Here is a 17,752-nt window from a genome sequence, read left to right as displayed (position 1 = left end):
TGAACCAATTTGAGGAGTAGTCCATGACTAATATTATTGACCAACTGAATGCTGAGCAAATGCAAGGTAAGGAAATACCTGAGTTTAATCCAGGTGATACTGTTTTGGTTCAAGTGAAAGTAATTGAAGGTACCCGTGAACGTTTACAGGCTTTTGAAGGTGTTGTCATTGCGAAGCGTAATCGTGGTTTGAATTCTGCTTTTACTGTTCGTAAAATTTCTCATGGCGTTGGTGTTGAGCGTGTGTTTCAAACCTACAGTCCAATTGTTGATAGCATAACTGTAAAAAGACGTGGTGATGTACGCCGTGCTAAGCTATATTACCTACGTAACTTGGCTGGGCGTGCTGCACGTATTAAAGAAAAATTAACTGGCAAAAAAGAAGGCTAGGATTTTATTCTTTAATTCAAAAATTTCGTTAAAATCATTTTTATGCTCTGTCCCCACATTGTGGGGACAGTTATTTGTGTTACAGTAAAAAAGCCTAATTTTTTCATCAATTAACCCTGCATCATAGTGTGGCTGTTAAAAACAAGTGGTGCAAATCGAGTCGGAAAAAAGGCCGAAAGTTCATATTTTCTTATTAAAATCGATATGTTAGTGGTTCTTTCTCCTGAGTAGCAGCTCGTAATAAGGAGGCAATTTCAATATGACCTTGTCCTTCCGCAAATTGTAATGGAGTTCTTCCATCGAATAAGCAATCAAGTTTTACTCCAACATCAATTAACAGTTTGACGATTTCCAAGTTTCCGTTGCTTACGGCAATAAATATAGGCATTATTCCATCATTGGATGGTGCATTAAAGTCTACGAGTAACCTCCCGTCGGGTGCTTTAATGCTTGCTAAAACACGAAGCGCTTCTATTTGGTCAAGTTGCACTGCCATATATACGGGAGTAAATCCATTATTTTCTGATTTATTAAAATCAACTAATGGTAGACCGTCTGCAGTTTTGATTTCTGTCAAGAGGCGCAATATTTCGGCGTGACCGGATAAGGTTGCAATAAAGACAGGAGTGGCGCCATCAATTGTGGATTTATTGAAATCAATCAGTGGCATACCGTCTGATGATTTGAGGTTTGCTAAAACGCGAAGTGTTTTTGTATAACCTTCTTGAGCAGCAATGAAGGCAGGGGTTGCACCATTAAGTGTAGGCAAATTAAAATCCACCAGCTGGGCGCCATCAGGTGTTTTGAAGCTTGCTAAAACGGACAATACCTCATCATTGCCTTTATTCGCAGCGATGAACGCAGGAGTAGCTCCATCATTGGCTTGCAGATTGAAATCGACTAATATTTTTCCATCAGCGTCTTTAATTTGTGCTAGGAATCGCAATGCCTCTGGCTGACCAGTTAAAGCAGCCATATAGGCGGGGGTTACACCATTCAGTGCGGGCTTATTAAAGTTTACAAGATGCGTACCATCAGCTTTTTTGATATTTTCTAAAATATGGAGTATTGCTATATCCCCATTATTAGCAGCGACACAAGCAGGTGTTATACCATCCTTAGTCGATTGATTAAAATCAACTAAGTGTTCACCGTTCTCCGCTTTAAATCGAGTTAAACAGTCGAGTGTCTTGGCATCGCCGTTTTTGGCAGCAATCCAGGCTAGCGTTGCCCCCCTGGAATTTACTCGTTGAAGTCGTTCTGTTGTAAGCTCTTGGATGTTTTTAAAGTGTTCCTCATTAAGAAAACCATCGACGTGAGCTTTAAATCGCTCCTTACAGGAGTTAGTTGTTATGAGGCGAGTGATAAAGGCGCAGTTATTATCTTTGTCATTAAATAACAGCTGTACCGCATACGCGATGAGTTGATCATTCGCATCTACAGCAGGTATAGGAGGCAAATCAGGTTGATTTACATCGTTCAATTGCCAACAGTTGTCACTATAAGAATAACAAAGTCCAATACGATGATTGTCGCTTCCCAAACTTAAGGCAAAGTCACCGGCATAATTTTGAGCTAATTGGCGCATAGAGATGATGTATTGATGCAATTCCTTTTCTGTATAAATTCCAGAAAAAGAATCCAATTGGTGGCGATTAATAGCAAGAGGCTGGGCATAAGGAGCTATTTTTTCTGGAGAATTTTGGGATATAGGCGTACCAAATACTGCTGTATATCTCTCCGGCTGCATATAAAGTTCTCCTTGGTCAAAAAATGCAGCAACATCGAAGATCATTTGTCGCTCAACATCGGAAAGAAATGCATTTTCAGAGGTAAGTTCTTTCTTACTTAAAAGTTTTCCTTCTTCTTTTGCCTGAAAAAATAAACCCGGAAATTGGGTGTATTTTTTTGAAATGTATTGGTTACGAAAGTTAAAAACATCACTTTCTCCTGCTAAAAATGCATCAATTGCTTTTTCGGCGTAAAGGGCGCAAGCACCTTCATCGTTTGCTGCATAACCCAAGTCATTGTGTAATTGAACCAGAATATGGTGAAGATCTAACATTGTAACGCTCTTTTTTGTCATAGATGGTTAATTATTCCACAATTAGTTTTAAATGTATATATTCTGATGAATCAATTAGCTTAGTAATGTCGTTTGAGTGGTTAAAAATTGAACAAATATGATCTGTATGCTATATATTTGATCATATAGGGGTTTGGTTTTGGAGAGTAGATATGTTTGTTCCTGTATTAGTGGGTGGTGCTGCTGTAGCTAGTGGAGGGGCATATGCGGTTCATAAAAAATATGAGTTTGAAAACCCGAGCTTACTTTTGGCTTTGCCATTTTCGATTGTTCGTAATCAAATCAGTCCTGTACAACATCCTAAAGAATTTACATGTCCACATCGACAAGAATTACATGAGCATTGTACAAAAGCAGGTAGTTTTGATCAAATGACAGTCCCTCCGGTAAATACTGTATTGCATCAAAAGGGAATACCATTATCTAAAGATGCTCTTCACGCTATTAAGGATGATATAGATCATTCGACATCGTTAAAATCAGATGCTACAGCCCATGAGAAGATACAACATTATAAACAACAATCAGCAAATCAACGAAGAATTGGGGATGCTTTTATGAAATCGCAAGAACCGGAAGGAGCGTTTATGCATCATGTGTTGTCAGGTTTTTTTGCAGCTAAAGCCACAATCTCACAAACTTTCGTAGATCATGTCCATCATATGGAGAAACAAATGGAGCATGGGGGGCCAGATTATCACTAATTTAAGATGCAGAGGAAACTTATCATGACTTTAAAGCCGCTGACTCTAGGTAGAAGTGTGCAGGGCGCGCCTGGAAAGGAAGGTGCAATAATTACATTAACACCTACAGAAAAAATCTTTTCACATTTAAAAGAAATTTCTGGGGATTTACTTGATTTACCGGAAAATAAAATTAATTTATTTCTGGATGAACATCTCCTTCAAAGTCATACAGTCCCAGTTTGCATTCCTCTGATGAGTACTCCTCATGATTTGTTATCGTTTATTAAAAGTAATAGCCAAATATTGTTTGACTTTATGCTAACTGCTTGGCCATTTCCAATTGCAAAATGGGGCTTTTCAAAAAAAAACATAGAATTGGTTGGTGAGTTTATTAATATTAGTTATTTCCCAATGATGTGTAAAGCAATTACCAAACCCTATAAAAATACCATGGAACTAGCTGTAACATTGGCCACTCCAACAAGCAGTCTTGTTGAATACATTGTAGAAAGTATTGGCTCAGGTAAATTCATTTTAAGTCCAGATGAAAGAACGCAACTAGAGTTTTTACTAGCGACCGGAATTGCTGTTGTTACGAATAACATAGAAAGAGCAGAAAATCAGGATACTAGAGAACTTTTTTTGGCAATGAATGATTCAAAAAATTATTTAGCACCACTTAAAGATAAAATTGTAGAAACTCTTTTCTCCTTTTACTTTAAGAGTAAAGATGAATTTCCTCCCGATCAGAGCAATGAGTTTCTGAATGCTTGGTTTAACACCAAGACATATTTAGGTTTGTATATGCTTACTGAGCCAGAAGTTGAAAGAAAATATGCATGAGCAGATTTGAATATTCTCATCCATATTTTTAGATTCTTTTTAAGTTATGTATGGAAGTAAATAGACTTATCGTGGCAATGGATGAAGTTTCAGTAAATGAGTGACCTCTTACTGAAACTTTTAGTCGTTCTTTGGGGTAATTTTGAGTGCTTAGAAAATAGTGCAATTCATATTTTTTTGATTTTGAGCTTCTTGTAAATCAATTGTTGGCATTTTTTCTTCTAGTTCTTGAGGCTGGATTAACGAAACCAGTTTTAAATGCTTAGCAGAAATTTTACCATTATTATCTATAAGATCACTTTTTACATTCAATGCAACGTCAGCCTTAATAATTAAAGGAGTATGCCAAACAGGATCTCTACCTTCAATGCCATCCATAGAGGAACCATAGGTAAAGCTTAAATTTGAATGTCGCTTGGAAATTGTTAACGCATATTCTTGTGCCTCTTTTTCAGAGCCAAATATCTTAACTTTTTCACTTCCTTTAGGCAGAGCATTGATAATATCCTTTGTTGGATCCTCATTATAAAGGTATTGAACGCTGCTTATGATGCCTCCTTTGATATTCTGCATTTCTACAATCTTGTTACTCACAACGTACACTGGACTTTTACCTAATCCGGCTTCCTCTAAGATTTTTATTTTAATAAATTTAGGGGGCTGGGCGTGCTTACTAATCACTTTCTTAATAGCCATTAATGCAGTCAAAGTTGCATTGTTTCTCGCAAAAATATCTTCTTTAGCTTTCATGCTAATCTCCGGTGGTTGTGCTAAAAAAGGTTTTTAAAACAAGGAAGTACGAGATCGTTTATTTCCTTGCTTATAAAACCAGAAAATCACGATATACCCGTTTAATGAAAGCGATTAAACTAAACACCTGTAGCGTGATGTCAGTCCTCTGACTTACTCAGAGAAGATATCATCATTATTTACCATAAAATGAAGCGTAATATTATCACACTATGATTAAATGTCAATCACTCGGTTCTTAATTTGTCCGTCTGTATGTTAAAAATTTACGGCAAAAATACTCGAATGAATCTATTATTTGTTTAGGATTTTCAAACCATGGATAATGTCCTGCATCAGCAATTTCCTTTATGAGTATATTATTTCTTTGGTAAAGAGTATTATTTTTAAAATGTGATATAGGTGTAATATGATCATGAGATCCTGTGATAATTAGAGTTGGAGTTTTTTGCGGTACCCACGTGGCTTTATACTTTTTCGAATCATATAGTTCGGATGATTGGATGTGGGCTGTATTATTAATAGGGAGCTTTTCAAACAGAGCCTTTCCTTCACATAATGATTTTTCATTGATAAAACAGTACTTAGCGCATGCCACTAAGAGTTGCTTTAAACTTTCGTCATCAGGATTGTTGGCATATTCCTCTTCTGCTTTAAGAATGGATTCGTCCGTATGATTTTTGCAGTATTCAACAAATGGTTCTTGCCATGATGAGTCTGGTGCGGTACCTATCAATACCAGACCTTCTAATATATTTTCAAGCTCGGGCATCGTTTGAACATACATTCCTGGAGTAGAATGTGCCACTAATATTACTTTTTCAAATGCTGTAGTAGCTTGGAGAATTGCATGATGTAATTTTGCGATGGATTTATCTTTTAAAATATTTGAACCATCATTGGGTAAATCTAAATGCCAAATAGTGCCAGGGATTTTATCTTTCAGTAATCCAGTTAAACCGGCGATTGCCTCTGAGCCAAGACCTGGGCCGCCAGGAAGGAATAACCAATTTATAGTATTTCCTCCGCTTTGACAAGACAATCTACTGCCATCCAATGTCCATAAGTACTGTTTCATAAGCTAGCTACCTTCATATTATTAGGGGGGCTGACAATTGATTTTACTCTCATATAGTTAGCTCATGATGCACACAGAATCTACTTGAGATGGGTTTGCATCTTGCAGAGCTGGATGTGATGCATAAATCGCGATAAATAGGCAGTGGAAATCAAAATGCAACAGGCACCAATTGAATGGTTTTATCTTACTAAAAAGAGGGATACAAACACAATAAATAATGCGTACGATAAAAAACGGTAGAATCAAATTTGGGGTGTCTCTGATTGTCCCGAAATCAACTCCCCAATGGATTTTTTATGTAAAACCAAATTAAAAAAGCCTATTCCTATTCCCGTTACCCAACGCCAGGTATTGTCCAATGTGGATGGAGGAGAAAGAGCATCTAAACGCTCTTCTTCCCATTTATTAGGGTGAAGTTCACGCAGCGCATTTACATAGTTACTAATTTCATCGGCGACTTTGGGAGTAAATTCAAGCTGCTCGTAGATATAGGTAAGAAAACGTTTTGCCAAGCTTAATCGTGCCGTATGAAGCTCGTCCTGGTCTTTTTTTGAGCGATCTAGGTGTAAAATATAATCTTCAAGAAGATACCTAAGTCGAGTAATTGCATGAATTTTATCAAAAACAACAGTTACTTCATGTGTATCACTATTATCTACCCACTGAAAAAACTCGGTTTGTACTCCAGCTAAGCTGCTTCTGTAAAGCGAAGGAGAAAGTTGTTTCCCGCTTTTTTCTATTAGTTGATTGATTTCTTCACAAGTCATTTGGGGAGAATCAGATTGCAGATATAAATTATGTTTATGAAAAACCATGCATAGAAATAAAGCAACTATAATTGTTTTGAATGCATAATCTAATTTTCCTTGTAACGCTTTAGATTCTAAATCATATACTGCGTGTAAGAGTGCTAAATTTTTGGCATCTTCTTCTGAATAACCATTATTTAACCATTCGAAAATCAAGGAGTTTGTTGTATCATCTGCATCAAGAATATACTCATCACGAGTATATTTTTTTGTAATAAAATCAACCCATTCTAAAAAAAGAAGGTACTTTCCCTCACGTAGCGCTTTAATATATTCGGAACTGGATGAAAGCATAAGATTCCTTGACTACTTTTTTTCAATCATATCCTATAATTAGAAAACATAAACATGGAAATGGTGCCCACTATGAAAAGGAAATGGTATGTGACTGTTGCTTTATCTCTTTTACCCCTTCATTTATCTTTAGCGGCAAATTGTGATTTGACACATTTTCGTTGGGAATGTGATTTACCTATTCATGTTAAACCTAAACCGGGAGCTTCATCACTTGTATATTGTGGTAACTCTTACGGATATATAACAAAACAAGAGTATGACATACTTGCGCGTTATCAACGTGCTAATGTCAATATGGTTTTAGATATTAATGGCGAATATATAGACAGTCCTTGTATTGGTGCACAAAGAGAGTAAAATAGACAATGGATTAACGAAAACCTCGAGATAAAGAGTCTATTTAAATCTGGTCTCCATTTCTAACTGTTCGTGCCGATGCAGCACTTTGCGCTTTCTTAGCTCGAACGGTTCGAAGTAAAACCACTTTCTCTTTTATGTCGCGCTCCCTTGTTTTATCTTGCGGTACATCAACTTAAAATATGACGAATAATATGATCATTGAATTGGACGGCATTTCTATTGAAGTAACGCGCAAAAAAATTAAAAACATGCATCTACGTATTTACCCCCCCGATGGTTTGGTTAAGGTGAGTGTACCGATTAAATTTAGTGAACAGTTAATTCGACAAACACTACATACGAAGGGCGCATGGATCCATCAGCAACGCGAACGCATTCGTAGCCGGGCCATTATTGAAAGTGCAGAGTTAGAAACAGGTGCTACGGTCGTTTTTAAAGGAAAACGCTATTTACTTATTATTGAAGAGCATCACGGTCCTGAGCAAATCAAAATAAATAATGAATTGATGTACTGCTATATCCAACCCAATAGTTCCCATGAGCAAAAGCAGAAACTTCTTGATAATTGGTATCGGTATCAAATGCAAATCCTATTGCCTGATTTAATTCGGCAGTGGGAGGATGTTGTTGGTGTAAAAGTATCTCAGTGGGGAATAAAAAAAATGAAAACACGTTGGGGCTCATGTAATACTAAAGCGGCTCGCATATGGTTAAATCTTAATCTTATAAAAAAACCTCAAATCTGTGTGGAATATGTGCTTGTACATGAATTAGTACATTTGCTTGAGCCCAGTCATAATAAACGTTTTTATCAATTAATGAGCCAATTTATGCCAGAATGGCGTCAATATGAATTTCTACTTGAAGGACGTGCACTATGAACGATTCGGAATTACTTATCCATAATCTTTGCACCCAAGGATTCCATATTATTGAAAACTTTCTTGAGCTTGGACAATGTCAATTCATTCAAGCAACAGCCCAAGAAATGTATGCGCAAGGGTTATTTCGCGGAGCAAAAATTGGTCTCGATTTAGAGTCTCATAAAAATAAGACTATCCGCGCTGATGAAATTTTTTGGCTGGATGAAAATGAAGAAAATTCAGCAATACAAAGTTATTTAAAACGTATTAAGCAATTAGCACAGCTCCTGAATCAGGAACTCTATTTAGGGTTACACGAATTCGAAACTCATTTTGCAGCGTACCAACCCGGCTCTTATTACAAAAAGCATGTTGATCAGTTTGCTACAAAGAAAAATCGAAAAATTTCTTGTGTGTATTATTTGAACAAAAACTGGTGTGCTGAATCAGGGGGTGAATTAAAGCTTTACAATCAAGAAGAACAACTAATTGAAATTATTTTACCGCAAGAAAATCGTTTTATATGCTTTAATAGTGAGTTACCCCATGAGGTAGGCCTTACGCATCAACCGCGATACAGTATTGCCGGATGGTTGAAGACTCGTTCTGAACACATGTATTAAATATTTTATTTGATTATCTAACATAAAAAATAAACCAATTTTTCAATTTAATCAGTAGGCTTAGCTGTGGAATGCTTTACCTGGAAATGAAGTGCTATATTTTATCAAGTCTGTGCTAAAATGACGCTATTCTTGAATTTAATTATCTTAGTGTACTTAGGAGAACAATTGTGAAATCTCGTCAAGAGAGACATGATTTTTTTAGCGCGGCTATTAAAACAACATCAGAGTCAGTAATTGACAAAAAAGTCCAATTAATAAGTAATGCTATCAATAGGACTCAGTATGAAATTAATACAATCCAAGAAAATATAGATAAATCAGAAATTGGAATAAAATTGTTGCAGTTATTTGATCAAATACAAGTTGATGAGCACGCTTTAAAATTAGCAATAGAAGAAAAAAAAGAAGGGTTGCAAGCCTTAGCCCAGGAATTAATTAATATGCATAAAAAAGAATACAAAATTCTAGAGGAGAAATTGACGAGGCTTGACCAACAGCTTAATGAGTCAAAACAGTTATTATCGGAATTAAATCAACAATTAAAAGAGCTATTGCAATCCTCGGTGAGTATTAAACCATTATAAGAAGCAATATAATCAGGGATTTTCTTCCGCAAATTGAAAATTTATGCAGGAGAAGCCTGGGCGTGTGATCCCATGAGTTTCATGATGAATTAAGTTTTAAAAATCGTCTTAATTTACCTGAAGGTAGGTATTCAAATTCGGATACCTCAATCAATTTAACTCGAGGTTTGATAATACCTAGGTTACTTAATTGAGTACCAATATGGTTCTGTAGTTGGATTTTATTCACATAACCTGTGGTTAAGATTTTAATGTCTACTCCATTCTTTGTTTGAATTACTTGGTATTCCCGAATATTTTTTCATGCAAAAGTGGGGTTACAAAAATTAAGTGATGTACAAAAATATTTCCTGGATAAATGAAATCAAATTCAGGACGACCTTGAGGTTCGGCAATAAGTTGATGTTGGATCCCGCAAGGGCATTTTTTATCTAGAAAAAATAATTGATCCGATACTTCATAACGAATAATTGGCAAGGTATAGTTATATAAATTAGTAAAATACAGTCTATAGGGTATAACTTCCTTGCGCACGGGCCTATTTAATTCATCAACAGGCTCAACAATGCACGCATCATCGTTTAAATGCATTACTTCACTATCGGCACAGCAATTCATTCCAAATAAACCTTCAGATGTTCCATAAGTATTAAAAACAAAGACGTTAGGCCAGACTTTTTTTATTAATTCGCGGATTGGCTTGTATAAAGGTTCTCCTCCAACACAAATAACCTTTGGCTGAATGAGTAGATGCTCTTTAAGCGCTTCGAGACATAATTTATGGATAGTGCTTGGGGTACCTTGTAAAATATCTGCCTGGGTTGTATTAAGATGGGCAATAATTTGATTAAGCGGCAAGGTAATTGGAAAATAATGGGTTTTTATATTATCAAATTTATAGGTTAATGAAAGTGAATAGATGGCATAAACTGTGTTAGTAACAATAACTTGAGCAATTGTAGTTTTTTGTGCAGGATCAATTAAAACTTGACTGCGATCATGATTATACAGAGGATGGCGTATAATATATAAATAATATTTATTCCATTCTTCCCAATCATAAATAAAGACGCCTCTTGTCCCACTAGAACCACCGCTAGCCAATACATGATAGCGATCATGGAGATACAATAGGTTATTTTGACGCCTCATTTTTGCAATATGTTTTTCAACCAGCGTTAATGAAAGTTTCCGATCCGTAACAATTGAATCCCAATTTTTCATGAAAGTCATTTTATCCATAATAGGGATTTCATTTAAACGTGCTTCTGTGAAATTCTCAACATCAATATGAGCCAAAGCTTTTTGATACCACGGAGAATTTAATTTTGCATGGATGAGTAATTTTCTAAGTTGTTCATCTCGTATTTGTTGTAGTGTTTCGGCAGAACAAAAAAGCGCATCCTGATATTCTTGATATTTTGCGAGCATATCGCTTGTTTGTTGAATTGTCATTTGCTCCGTATCTCTGAATCTATATAAAGTCGAATGTAGAGTCAGGGTTCGATTTAAGCGACGTATAAAATCAAATAAAGACACAGTGAGCTCCTGGTTCAATGTTTTCTCTTGCGTGTCAATCCTTGCTTAATTTTTTCCAAAAGATCATCCATGTTTTCAAATTTTATATCAGAATATACATAAAATAAGGGTTGCTCCTTACTAGGCTGCTCTGGAAGTCCTACCTCAGAGGATAATTGTTTTGTCGACATGGCGCTCAAAACCTCGTCTGCTGTCTGTGTATGCATCTTGGCGCCATGCTCTGTATCTTTTTGCACTTTTGTAGCGATTTGACGAAGAATTTTATTTTCCATGATAACCGGGATCGCATTACTTCCTTCCAATGCTAAGACGGGTAGGGTGTATAATTTGATTTTATTATGTTTCGTCCGCATAAACACCCCTATACCATGCCATGGTTGAACGGGATCACCAAATGCTGTAGTTGTTAATACGGCCAATTGTCCAGGCTTTGCATGAATGGTCCATCTAATATGATCAGGAAAACAGGTGCTGATTGGCTCTTGAGGTAAATCTCTGTCACTGCGAACTTCTGCTAAATAACAGATAGTAGCGTTCCATGCTTCTTGAATCATGGATTGTCGTAAATATTCGAAAACCGTTGCTTGGGGTAGTTCAAGTGCTTTAGTATTCGTAATAAATTTTTCAACTTGCTTAAAATCTGTTGTGGTTAGCCGAGTATAAGGTTCAAATAAATGTTTGGTCAGCTCAACATAAAGTGCCTCATAACTTTTTTTATGAGTATGAGCATAATTTAAAAGGGTTGCATAATTAATTGTATAGATTAATGATTTAAATAAAGGGATATACCTACCTTCTGGATTACATAATTCAGGATCAGGATCAGCCTCAATCGCTTTATAAAGTACGTGTTTCATATCATAGGGATCTAATAATGGCTGCATTAAATTAGAATAAAAGTCGTGTACATGTGTTCTAATCCGGGCTTTCTCTAATTGCATTTTAGAAGGAAGAAAATCCAAAATAACATCTTGATAATCGATAATTTCTATATAAGTTGTGATATTTAATTTTTTTAGCCACCAACTTAGCTGAGTTTGATAAAGATCAATTATATTTTCGGATTCATTTAAAAAATGATTAAAACGTCTGCCATCACAAATGACTGTAAATGAAGACAGTGTACTGTTCGCATCAAGATCTTTACGATAAATACAATCAATGGTTCTGGCAATTTCATATAAACCAAGTAAAAAATTGATTTCAGATAAATCAGGTAAAGGCCCCCTGGATTTCAGAGGAGAGGAGGATTTATAAGGCAACGCAGGAATAACCATTTTTATGGGCTGTTTCTCATTCACTAATGTTCTTATTTTTTCAGATAAAATGATGCGAGAAGAATTTTCTTTGGAGCCTTTTAAAAATTGACGATCAAACATAACTTCCGTTATTTCTTCGCTAATACTTATGTTTTTTGGGGACTGCAAGCCATAGCTTTTATAGTTCTTTTTGGCTCTTGTTTGAGCCGCAGACACCCGATCTAAAATAAATTTTTCCGATTCTTGTAAAAGCGCAGGGAGCAGATGCTCGAAAAATAGATTTTCGCTTATAGAAACAGCTTTCTGGGTAAATTCTTGGGTGCTATAAAGTTTAAAATGAGACTTATGGTTAATTTCGTGCATAAAATGTGCACTGATAACAGCCTCACGTTTTTTATTTAAACCAATCTGATAGATTGATTCAGTATCGTCTACAGTTTCATCTTTCATAAGTTTACTAATCAGTTCACATCAGTGCATACAGATATATTGATTTAAATCCCTCATTTCTTGAAGCGTACGACAACCTGTTAATTTCATAACCGCTTCAAATTCTTCGCGCAATAAATTCAGCATAGATTGAACTCCTTTTTCTCCGTCAACAGCTAATGCCCAGAGAACGGCTCTGCCGAGTAATAAAGCATCTGCACCTAAAGCAAGTGCCTTGAACATATCAGTTCCTCGTTGGATACCACCATCCATCAATACGAGTGTGCGTCCAGCAACCGCTTTTACAATATCAGGTAATACAGTAATTGTAGCCTGAGCGGTATCAAGCTGGCGGCCTCCATGATTGGATACAACAAGTCCTGACACGTTTAACTGACAGGCTCTGTCTGCATCCAGAGGATTAAGAATACCTTTTAGAATAATAGGTAGTTTGGTAAGAGATTGCACCCACTCGATATCGTTCCAGGTTACAGAGGGATCAAGTTCATGGGCAGTAAAGTTATAAAGAACTTGATGGCTTACTGTGCTTTTAAAATTACCCGTAGTCAGATGATTGGGAAGTACGAATTGGTTACGAACATCCCGGTCTCTTTTTCCTGTAATTGGAGCGCCTACCGTAATAAGTAGGGCTTTGTAATTCGCTTTTTCCGCACGTTCAATTAACTCTCGGGTTAATGATCTATTTTTAAAAATATAAATTTGTAACCAAAGACGTTCATTCTTTGAGTAAGTTGCGATGTCTTCAAGAGCGACATTTGACATGGAGCTGACAATCATGGGGATGCCACAGGACTTAGCAGCCTTGGCGGTACTTACTTCACCTTCTTGATCTACTAATTGATGAAATGCTGTTGGCGCAATGAGCAATGGATAGCTTAATTTCTCATTTAAAATTTCAGTCGATAACTCAACGGTTGAAACATCCCTTAAACATAACGGTCTCAAGCTAATATTATCAAAAGCTTTTCGATTGTTTCTTTTTGTTATTTCATCACAAGCACCTGCATCAATGAAATCAAAAATTTTTTTGGGAAGTTTTTGTTTTGCTAACAATCTGTAATCAGACAATGTTACAGGATTCATTGTGATACTCGTTATAGGTTGAGTTGACTCTAATAGGGGCATTTCATTGTTATCCAATTTGTTTCTCATTAATGGAAAATAACTCTAATTGGGAACTTAGCATGGATTATCTCCTTATCCAAAGAATAGCGTTTCTTATTATTTTTTCCACTTTAATTGCGCGGATTAAATACTAATGGATTTAGACTTGTGATGAGAATAATAATCAATTTCAGATTGAAATTATGAAATATTTTTTAAAAGTGACACTGCTTACACAATATATTTTTTGTAATTTACAGAGAAATTTGATACAAATTTATTGAATTTTAACCGCAATCAATATTAAATGGACTTGTATGCTTCCAAGGAGAGGGAGAATTAATATGGCAATTAGTAAAGAATTTTTTAGAATATTTGGTCATTTTGTTATGAATTACAAACAAAATGGCACCCCGGCATTTTACAATTGGGCTAAAGAGCATAATCACAACATAATTAGCCTTTTCTTAGAAGAAATTCTTTCTATCGTGACTTTAAATCAAGATACGCTGCATGATGCTAGTATTATTGAGAATTTGAGTATTACCATCCTTCTGTCTGCTAAAAGTAATCCCTATTTACTGAATTGCTGGGTAAATTTTCTTGATGAATATAATATTGCAGCAAAACAATATGCTCCAATAGGGACTATAGAAATGAGTATTGGTCCTTCTGGGGCCCCTTCCGAAAATTTAATCCGTAATCTCAAAGACGCTTTAATTGCTCAGCAAGCAGCTTTTGTTTCAACTCAAAAAATACATCAAGTTGAAATAGAACAACTGAAAAAACAGATTTCAGATTTACAGCAATCACATAATCAATTGATATTACAAAACGATCAATTAAAGACTCTAGTTGGGGATAGGAAGACTGTAGAAGAAATGCATGCTCAAATAATAACGGCTCAAAACCAATTATTATCTGTCTCTCAGCTACTGGGTACACTTTATGAGACCACAAAACAAAAACCAGTCATTGAAATCCTTTCTCCGTTACCAACTGCTCCAATGATGCTGCCCCTCCAAACTCCAGAATTAGGGCAATTAGCTCAAGCTTCTTCAGATAAAACTGTCGAAAAAGATAGGGTCATGGAACATGAAATATGCGTCATACCCTCCCAAATAGAGGTACCGGTTCAAAAAGAGCAACTCCAATCAAGAGTTACACCCCCCCCTCCAATTCCTCTTCCTTCAGAAAAACCATCAACACTTATAAAAGAAACTAAAACAGAGATAAAACCAATTTTGGCGAATCAATCCTTTTTTGCTCCGCTCAACAATAATGAACTTCTTAACGGAATAAATGGAGCCTTGGAAAAAATGAAAAAGAGGAAAGAAGCACAAGCGTCACAAATAAATGAAGAAGAAAAAAAAAAATTATCCACCCAATGAGAGTGGACCACCTGAATTAGTGGCCCTTTTTAAAAAATTACGAGAAATCAGAAGTGCTGTAGCAAATGAGGATTCATCACCAGAAAACTCAGTTATAGATCCAGATTGGTGATGACCCAATTTCGAATAAATACAATTATTGTGTATAATGATATTTTTATTTTCGCTCAGTCCTTATGCACGCTATAGAGATTAAAAAGCTATCCAAAACTTATACTAATGGTGTTCAAGCGTTGAAAGGCATTGATTTAGCCATTAATACAGGAGATTTTTTTGCTTTGTTGGGAGCAAATGGTGCAGGAAAGTCAACAACCATCGGGTTAATAACTACCTTACTTAAAAAAACATCTGGTAGTATCTGTATTTATGGTTATGACTTAGAAAAAGAGCCTGAAAAAGCCAAATCTTGTTTAGGGCTCGTACCCCAGGAAATCAATCTTAATATTTTTGAAACCTGTGAACAAATCTTATTGAACCAGGCGGGTTATTATGGAATTTCCCGCACAGATGCGCGCCCCCAAGTTGAATCATTATTACAACAATTAGGTCTATGGGACAAACGGTTTTCTATAGCACGCCATTTGTCTGGAGGCATGAAACGTAGACTAATGATCGCTAGGGCTTTAGTGCATCGGCCAAAGGTATTGATCCTAGATGAACCTACAGCGGGTGTAGATATAGAAATCAGGCACAGTATGTGGGAGTTTTTAACTCGCACTAATGAGGAAGGAACAACAATTATACTTACAACCCATTATCTTGAAGAGGCAGAACAATTGTGTAAGAACATTGCCATCATCGATAAAGGAGAAATCATCAAAAATACCTCAATGAAAGCTTTATTACAGACATTGCGGCATCAAACTTTTATTTTTAATACTGAAGATCGTATTACTACTTTGCCTGATTTACATCCTTTCAAACCAGCACTCATTGATAGTACTACTATAGAACTAAGAGTCGATAATCACTTAAATTTAAATGACGCATTTGCTCTTTTCTCCAAGCAAGGAATAAGGATTCATAGTATGCGCAATAAAACCAACCGCTTGGAAGAGCTTTTTTTGGATCTCATAAAAAATGGCCATTAGAAAACAACTTATTGCACTTTATACTTTGGTTAGGCGCGAACTTGTTCGTATGTTTCGTATTGCGTCACAAGTATTTTTACCTCCTGTCATCACAACTACACTTTATTTTCTTATTTTCGGCAGCTTAATTGGACCTCGGATTGGTAACATTGAAGGGGTGAGCTACCCCATGTTCATTGCTCCAGGACTAATTATGATGTCAGTGATCGTGAATTCCTATGGCAATGTCTCTTCCTCATTATATAGTGTTCGTTTTCAACGAAGCATTGATGAAATGCTTGTTAGTCCTATGCATCATGGCCTTTTACTTTTAGGATATGTTTTAGGCGGAGTATTCAGAGGATTAATTGTCGCCATTTTAGTTTTTCTGGTCGCCAGTTTTTTCTTAACCATTGAGTTAAGTCACTTACCTATGACCCTGCTAGTCGTTTTATTGGTTTCTGCAATATTTGCCTCGGCAGGTTTCACCAATGCTATGGTTGCTCGTAATTTTGATGATATTATGCTTATTCCAACGTTTGTTTTGACACCGCTTACTTATTTGGGGGGCGTATTTTATAGCATTACGATGTTACCAGAACCTTGGCAAAAAATATCCTGGTTTAATCCAATCTTATACATGGTTAATGCACTGAGAAATGCCATGATAGGCCAAAGTGAAGTAAGCATTTCTTTGGCTATAGGTATTATTTGTCTTATGTTAGTTTCGATTACGATCCTCAACATGATTTTGTTGAAAAAAGGAATCGGATTGCGCGAATAATTTCATGGTGTTACAACATGAGCAAAAGCTTATACTTTATATTCGAAATCTAATATAGGATGTTGGTAGGTATACATAAAAGAGGGGGGCGATGGTTGAAACTCTGGAAGTTTTATCATCCATCCATGAATAAAAGTAAAAAGCAGCTGCCGACTGTATTTGTAATCTGGTTCTACCCCTGGTATTTCTATTGCCAGGTATTTCTTTTTATTGTTTCTTAACGTTTTTTGACGTATCGCCAGCTCTTGCTTCACTAAATCGCCATCAAATTGCCCTATAATATCAAAAATGGGCATATTTATTTCAGGCTTTTTATGTATAGGATTTTGTACATAGTAGGCTGAAAGTAAAATTAATCCTTCAATTTTTGGGGCTTGCGGTTTGCCGAAATAATTCAAAGTTTGCTGTAATTGCTCTCCATAATGCAACACCACAATTTTCATGAACTTCTGCTGCCTTAACGTTACAATGGCCTCAGGTAGTTGTTTTATCCATGGAATGGAATTGCTTTTATCATCCTGAACTAAAGTGACCATCCATCCATTTTCTGCTAAACGATGAGCTAAATATTCTAATAATGCTGAGGATTGATTATGACTTTCTCCATTAACAAGAAGTATCGCTCCAAGCTGTTTTTTTTGAGAAAACCAACAAGGCAGATGAATATGCTTACCATCTATATCAATCTCAAGCATATTTGTAAATGCAGCTGAGGTCATACCACACCATAGCAACATTATCCTTATTAAGTAATTCATATCATCCTAACAGATTACTATTG

At 36.0% G+C, this 17,752-nt stretch carries 18 protein-coding genes; 10 read left to right on the top strand and 8 right to left on the bottom strand.

Features of this window, described 5'->3' with window-relative positions; translation table 11 throughout:
• Positions 1–23: 23 nt before the first annotated feature.
• Positions 24–389, top strand: a complete 366-nt coding sequence (rplS, locus tag EL220_RS14565; protein ID WP_027269547.1) for a 50S ribosomal protein L19 — start codon at positions 24–26, stop codon at positions 387–389.
• A 193-nt stretch (positions 390–582) separates the two neighbouring features.
• Here the strand turns inward: rplS and EL220_RS14560 are convergent, their stop codons facing one another.
• Positions 583–2,454: an ankyrin repeat domain-containing protein gene (locus EL220_RS14560; RefSeq protein ID WP_027269548.1), complete on the bottom strand. Its 1,872-nt coding sequence runs from the start codon at positions 2,452–2,454 to the stop codon at positions 583–585.
• A 173-nt stretch (positions 2,455–2,627) separates the two neighbouring features.
• On the opposite strand from EL220_RS14560, the gene EL220_RS14555 reads away from it, so the two are divergent.
• The gene (locus EL220_RS14555; protein WP_051544684.1) at positions 2,628–3,179 is read left to right on the top strand and encodes a hypothetical protein; all 552 of its coding nucleotides are present in this window, start codon (positions 2,628–2,630) and stop codon (positions 3,177–3,179) included.
• Positions 3,180–3,203: 24 nt separating this feature from the next.
• Positions 3,204–4,004, top strand: coding sequence for a hypothetical protein (locus EL220_RS14550; RefSeq protein ID WP_027269549.1), 801 nt, complete (start codon positions 3,204–3,206; stop codon positions 4,002–4,004).
• A gap of 150 nt (positions 4,005–4,154) precedes the next feature.
• Here EL220_RS14550 and EL220_RS14545 read toward each other — a convergent pair whose 3' ends face one another.
• The 3 genes from EL220_RS14545 to EL220_RS14535 all read right to left on the bottom strand — a co-directional run bounded on the left by EL220_RS14545 (position 4,155) and on the right by EL220_RS14535 (position 6,938).
• The gene (locus EL220_RS14545; protein WP_027269550.1) at positions 4,155–4,754 is read right to left on the bottom strand and encodes a hypothetical protein; all 600 of its coding nucleotides are present in this window, start codon (positions 4,752–4,754) and stop codon (positions 4,155–4,157) included.
• Between the two features lie 238 nt (positions 4,755–4,992).
• On the bottom strand, positions 4,993–5,832 hold the full coding sequence (locus EL220_RS14540) for an alpha/beta fold hydrolase (RefSeq protein WP_035905537.1): 840 nt from the start codon (positions 5,830–5,832) through the stop codon (positions 4,993–4,995).
• Between the two features lie 245 nt (positions 5,833–6,077).
• Positions 6,078–6,938: a helical bundle domain-containing protein gene (locus EL220_RS14535; RefSeq protein ID WP_027269551.1), complete on the bottom strand. Its 861-nt coding sequence runs from the start codon at positions 6,936–6,938 to the stop codon at positions 6,078–6,080.
• A gap of 72 nt (positions 6,939–7,010) precedes the next feature.
• Between EL220_RS14535 and EL220_RS14530 the strand changes: the two genes are divergently transcribed.
• The 4 genes from EL220_RS14530 (at position 7,011) to EL220_RS19240 (ending at position 9,374) form a co-directional block, all read left to right on the top strand.
• On the top strand, positions 7,011–7,298 hold the full coding sequence (locus tag EL220_RS14530; RefSeq protein WP_027269552.1) for a hypothetical protein: 288 nt from the start codon (positions 7,011–7,013) through the stop codon (positions 7,296–7,298).
• 194 nt (positions 7,299–7,492) lie between these two features.
• Complete coding sequence (locus EL220_RS14525; RefSeq protein WP_027269553.1) at positions 7,493–8,182, top strand: M48 family metallopeptidase; 690 nt, start codon at positions 7,493–7,495, stop codon at positions 8,180–8,182.
• Positions 8,179–8,787 (top strand): 2OG-Fe(II) oxygenase, encoded by a 609-nt coding sequence (locus tag EL220_RS14520; RefSeq protein ID WP_027269554.1) that lies wholly within the window; start codon positions 8,179–8,181, stop codon positions 8,785–8,787. The genes EL220_RS14525 and EL220_RS14520 overlap by 4 nt, the downstream gene beginning before the upstream one ends.
• 170 nt (positions 8,788–8,957) lie before the next feature.
• On the top strand, positions 8,958–9,374 hold the full coding sequence (locus tag EL220_RS19240; RefSeq protein WP_232002483.1) for a hypothetical protein: 417 nt from the start codon (positions 8,958–8,960) through the stop codon (positions 9,372–9,374).
• A gap of 276 nt (positions 9,375–9,650) precedes the next feature.
• On the opposite strand, the gene EL220_RS14510 is transcribed toward EL220_RS19240, so the two are convergent.
• The 3 genes from EL220_RS14510 to EL220_RS14500 are packed head-to-tail and all read right to left on the bottom strand — an operon-like array spanning position 9,651 to position 13,705.
• Positions 9,651–10,913, bottom strand: coding sequence for a phenylacetate--CoA ligase family protein (locus tag EL220_RS14510; RefSeq protein WP_232002482.1), 1,263 nt, complete (start codon positions 10,911–10,913; stop codon positions 9,651–9,653).
• 14 nt (positions 10,914–10,927) lie between these two features.
• A complete protein-coding gene (locus EL220_RS14505) occupies positions 10,928–12,622 on the bottom strand; it encodes an L-tyrosine/L-tryptophan isonitrile synthase family protein (RefSeq protein ID WP_027269557.1) in 1,695 nt (564 codons plus the stop codon).
• A 21-nt stretch (positions 12,623–12,643) separates the two neighbouring features.
• Positions 12,644–13,705, bottom strand: a complete 1,062-nt coding sequence (locus EL220_RS14500) for an alpha-hydroxy acid oxidase (protein ID WP_027269558.1) — start codon at positions 13,703–13,705, stop codon at positions 12,644–12,646.
• A gap of 365 nt (positions 13,706–14,070) precedes the next feature.
• Here EL220_RS14500 and EL220_RS19235 point away from each other — a divergent pair, with 365 nt between their 5' ends.
• The 3 genes from EL220_RS19235 to EL220_RS14480 all read left to right on the top strand — a co-directional run bounded on the left by EL220_RS19235 (position 14,071) and on the right by EL220_RS14480 (position 16,971).
• Entirely contained in the window at positions 14,071–15,117 is a 1,047-nt protein-coding gene (locus tag EL220_RS19235; protein WP_232002481.1) for an MreC domain-containing protein, read from the top strand.
• A gap of 176 nt (positions 15,118–15,293) precedes the next feature.
• On the top strand, positions 15,294–16,208 hold the full coding sequence (locus EL220_RS14485; RefSeq protein ID WP_027269559.1) for an ABC transporter ATP-binding protein: 915 nt from the start codon (positions 15,294–15,296) through the stop codon (positions 16,206–16,208).
• Entirely contained in the window at positions 16,198–16,971 is a 774-nt protein-coding gene (locus tag EL220_RS14480) for an ABC transporter permease (protein WP_027269560.1), read from the top strand. The genes EL220_RS14485 and EL220_RS14480 overlap by 11 nt, the downstream gene beginning before the upstream one ends.
• A 29-nt stretch (positions 16,972–17,000) precedes the next feature.
• Here the strand turns inward: EL220_RS14480 and EL220_RS14475 are convergent, their stop codons facing one another.
• Complete coding sequence (locus EL220_RS14475) at positions 17,001–17,690, bottom strand: alpha/beta hydrolase family protein (protein ID WP_232002480.1); 690 nt, start codon at positions 17,688–17,690, stop codon at positions 17,001–17,003.
• Between the last annotated feature and the right edge of the window lie 62 nt (positions 17,691–17,752).

Source organism: Legionella sainthelensi (assembly GCF_900637685.1).
Taxonomy (GTDB): Bacteria; Pseudomonadota; Gammaproteobacteria; order Legionellales; family Legionellaceae; genus Legionella; species Legionella sainthelensi.
Note: the sequence above shows the minus strand (reverse complement) of the source record. Positions and strands in the feature narration are given on the sequence as shown.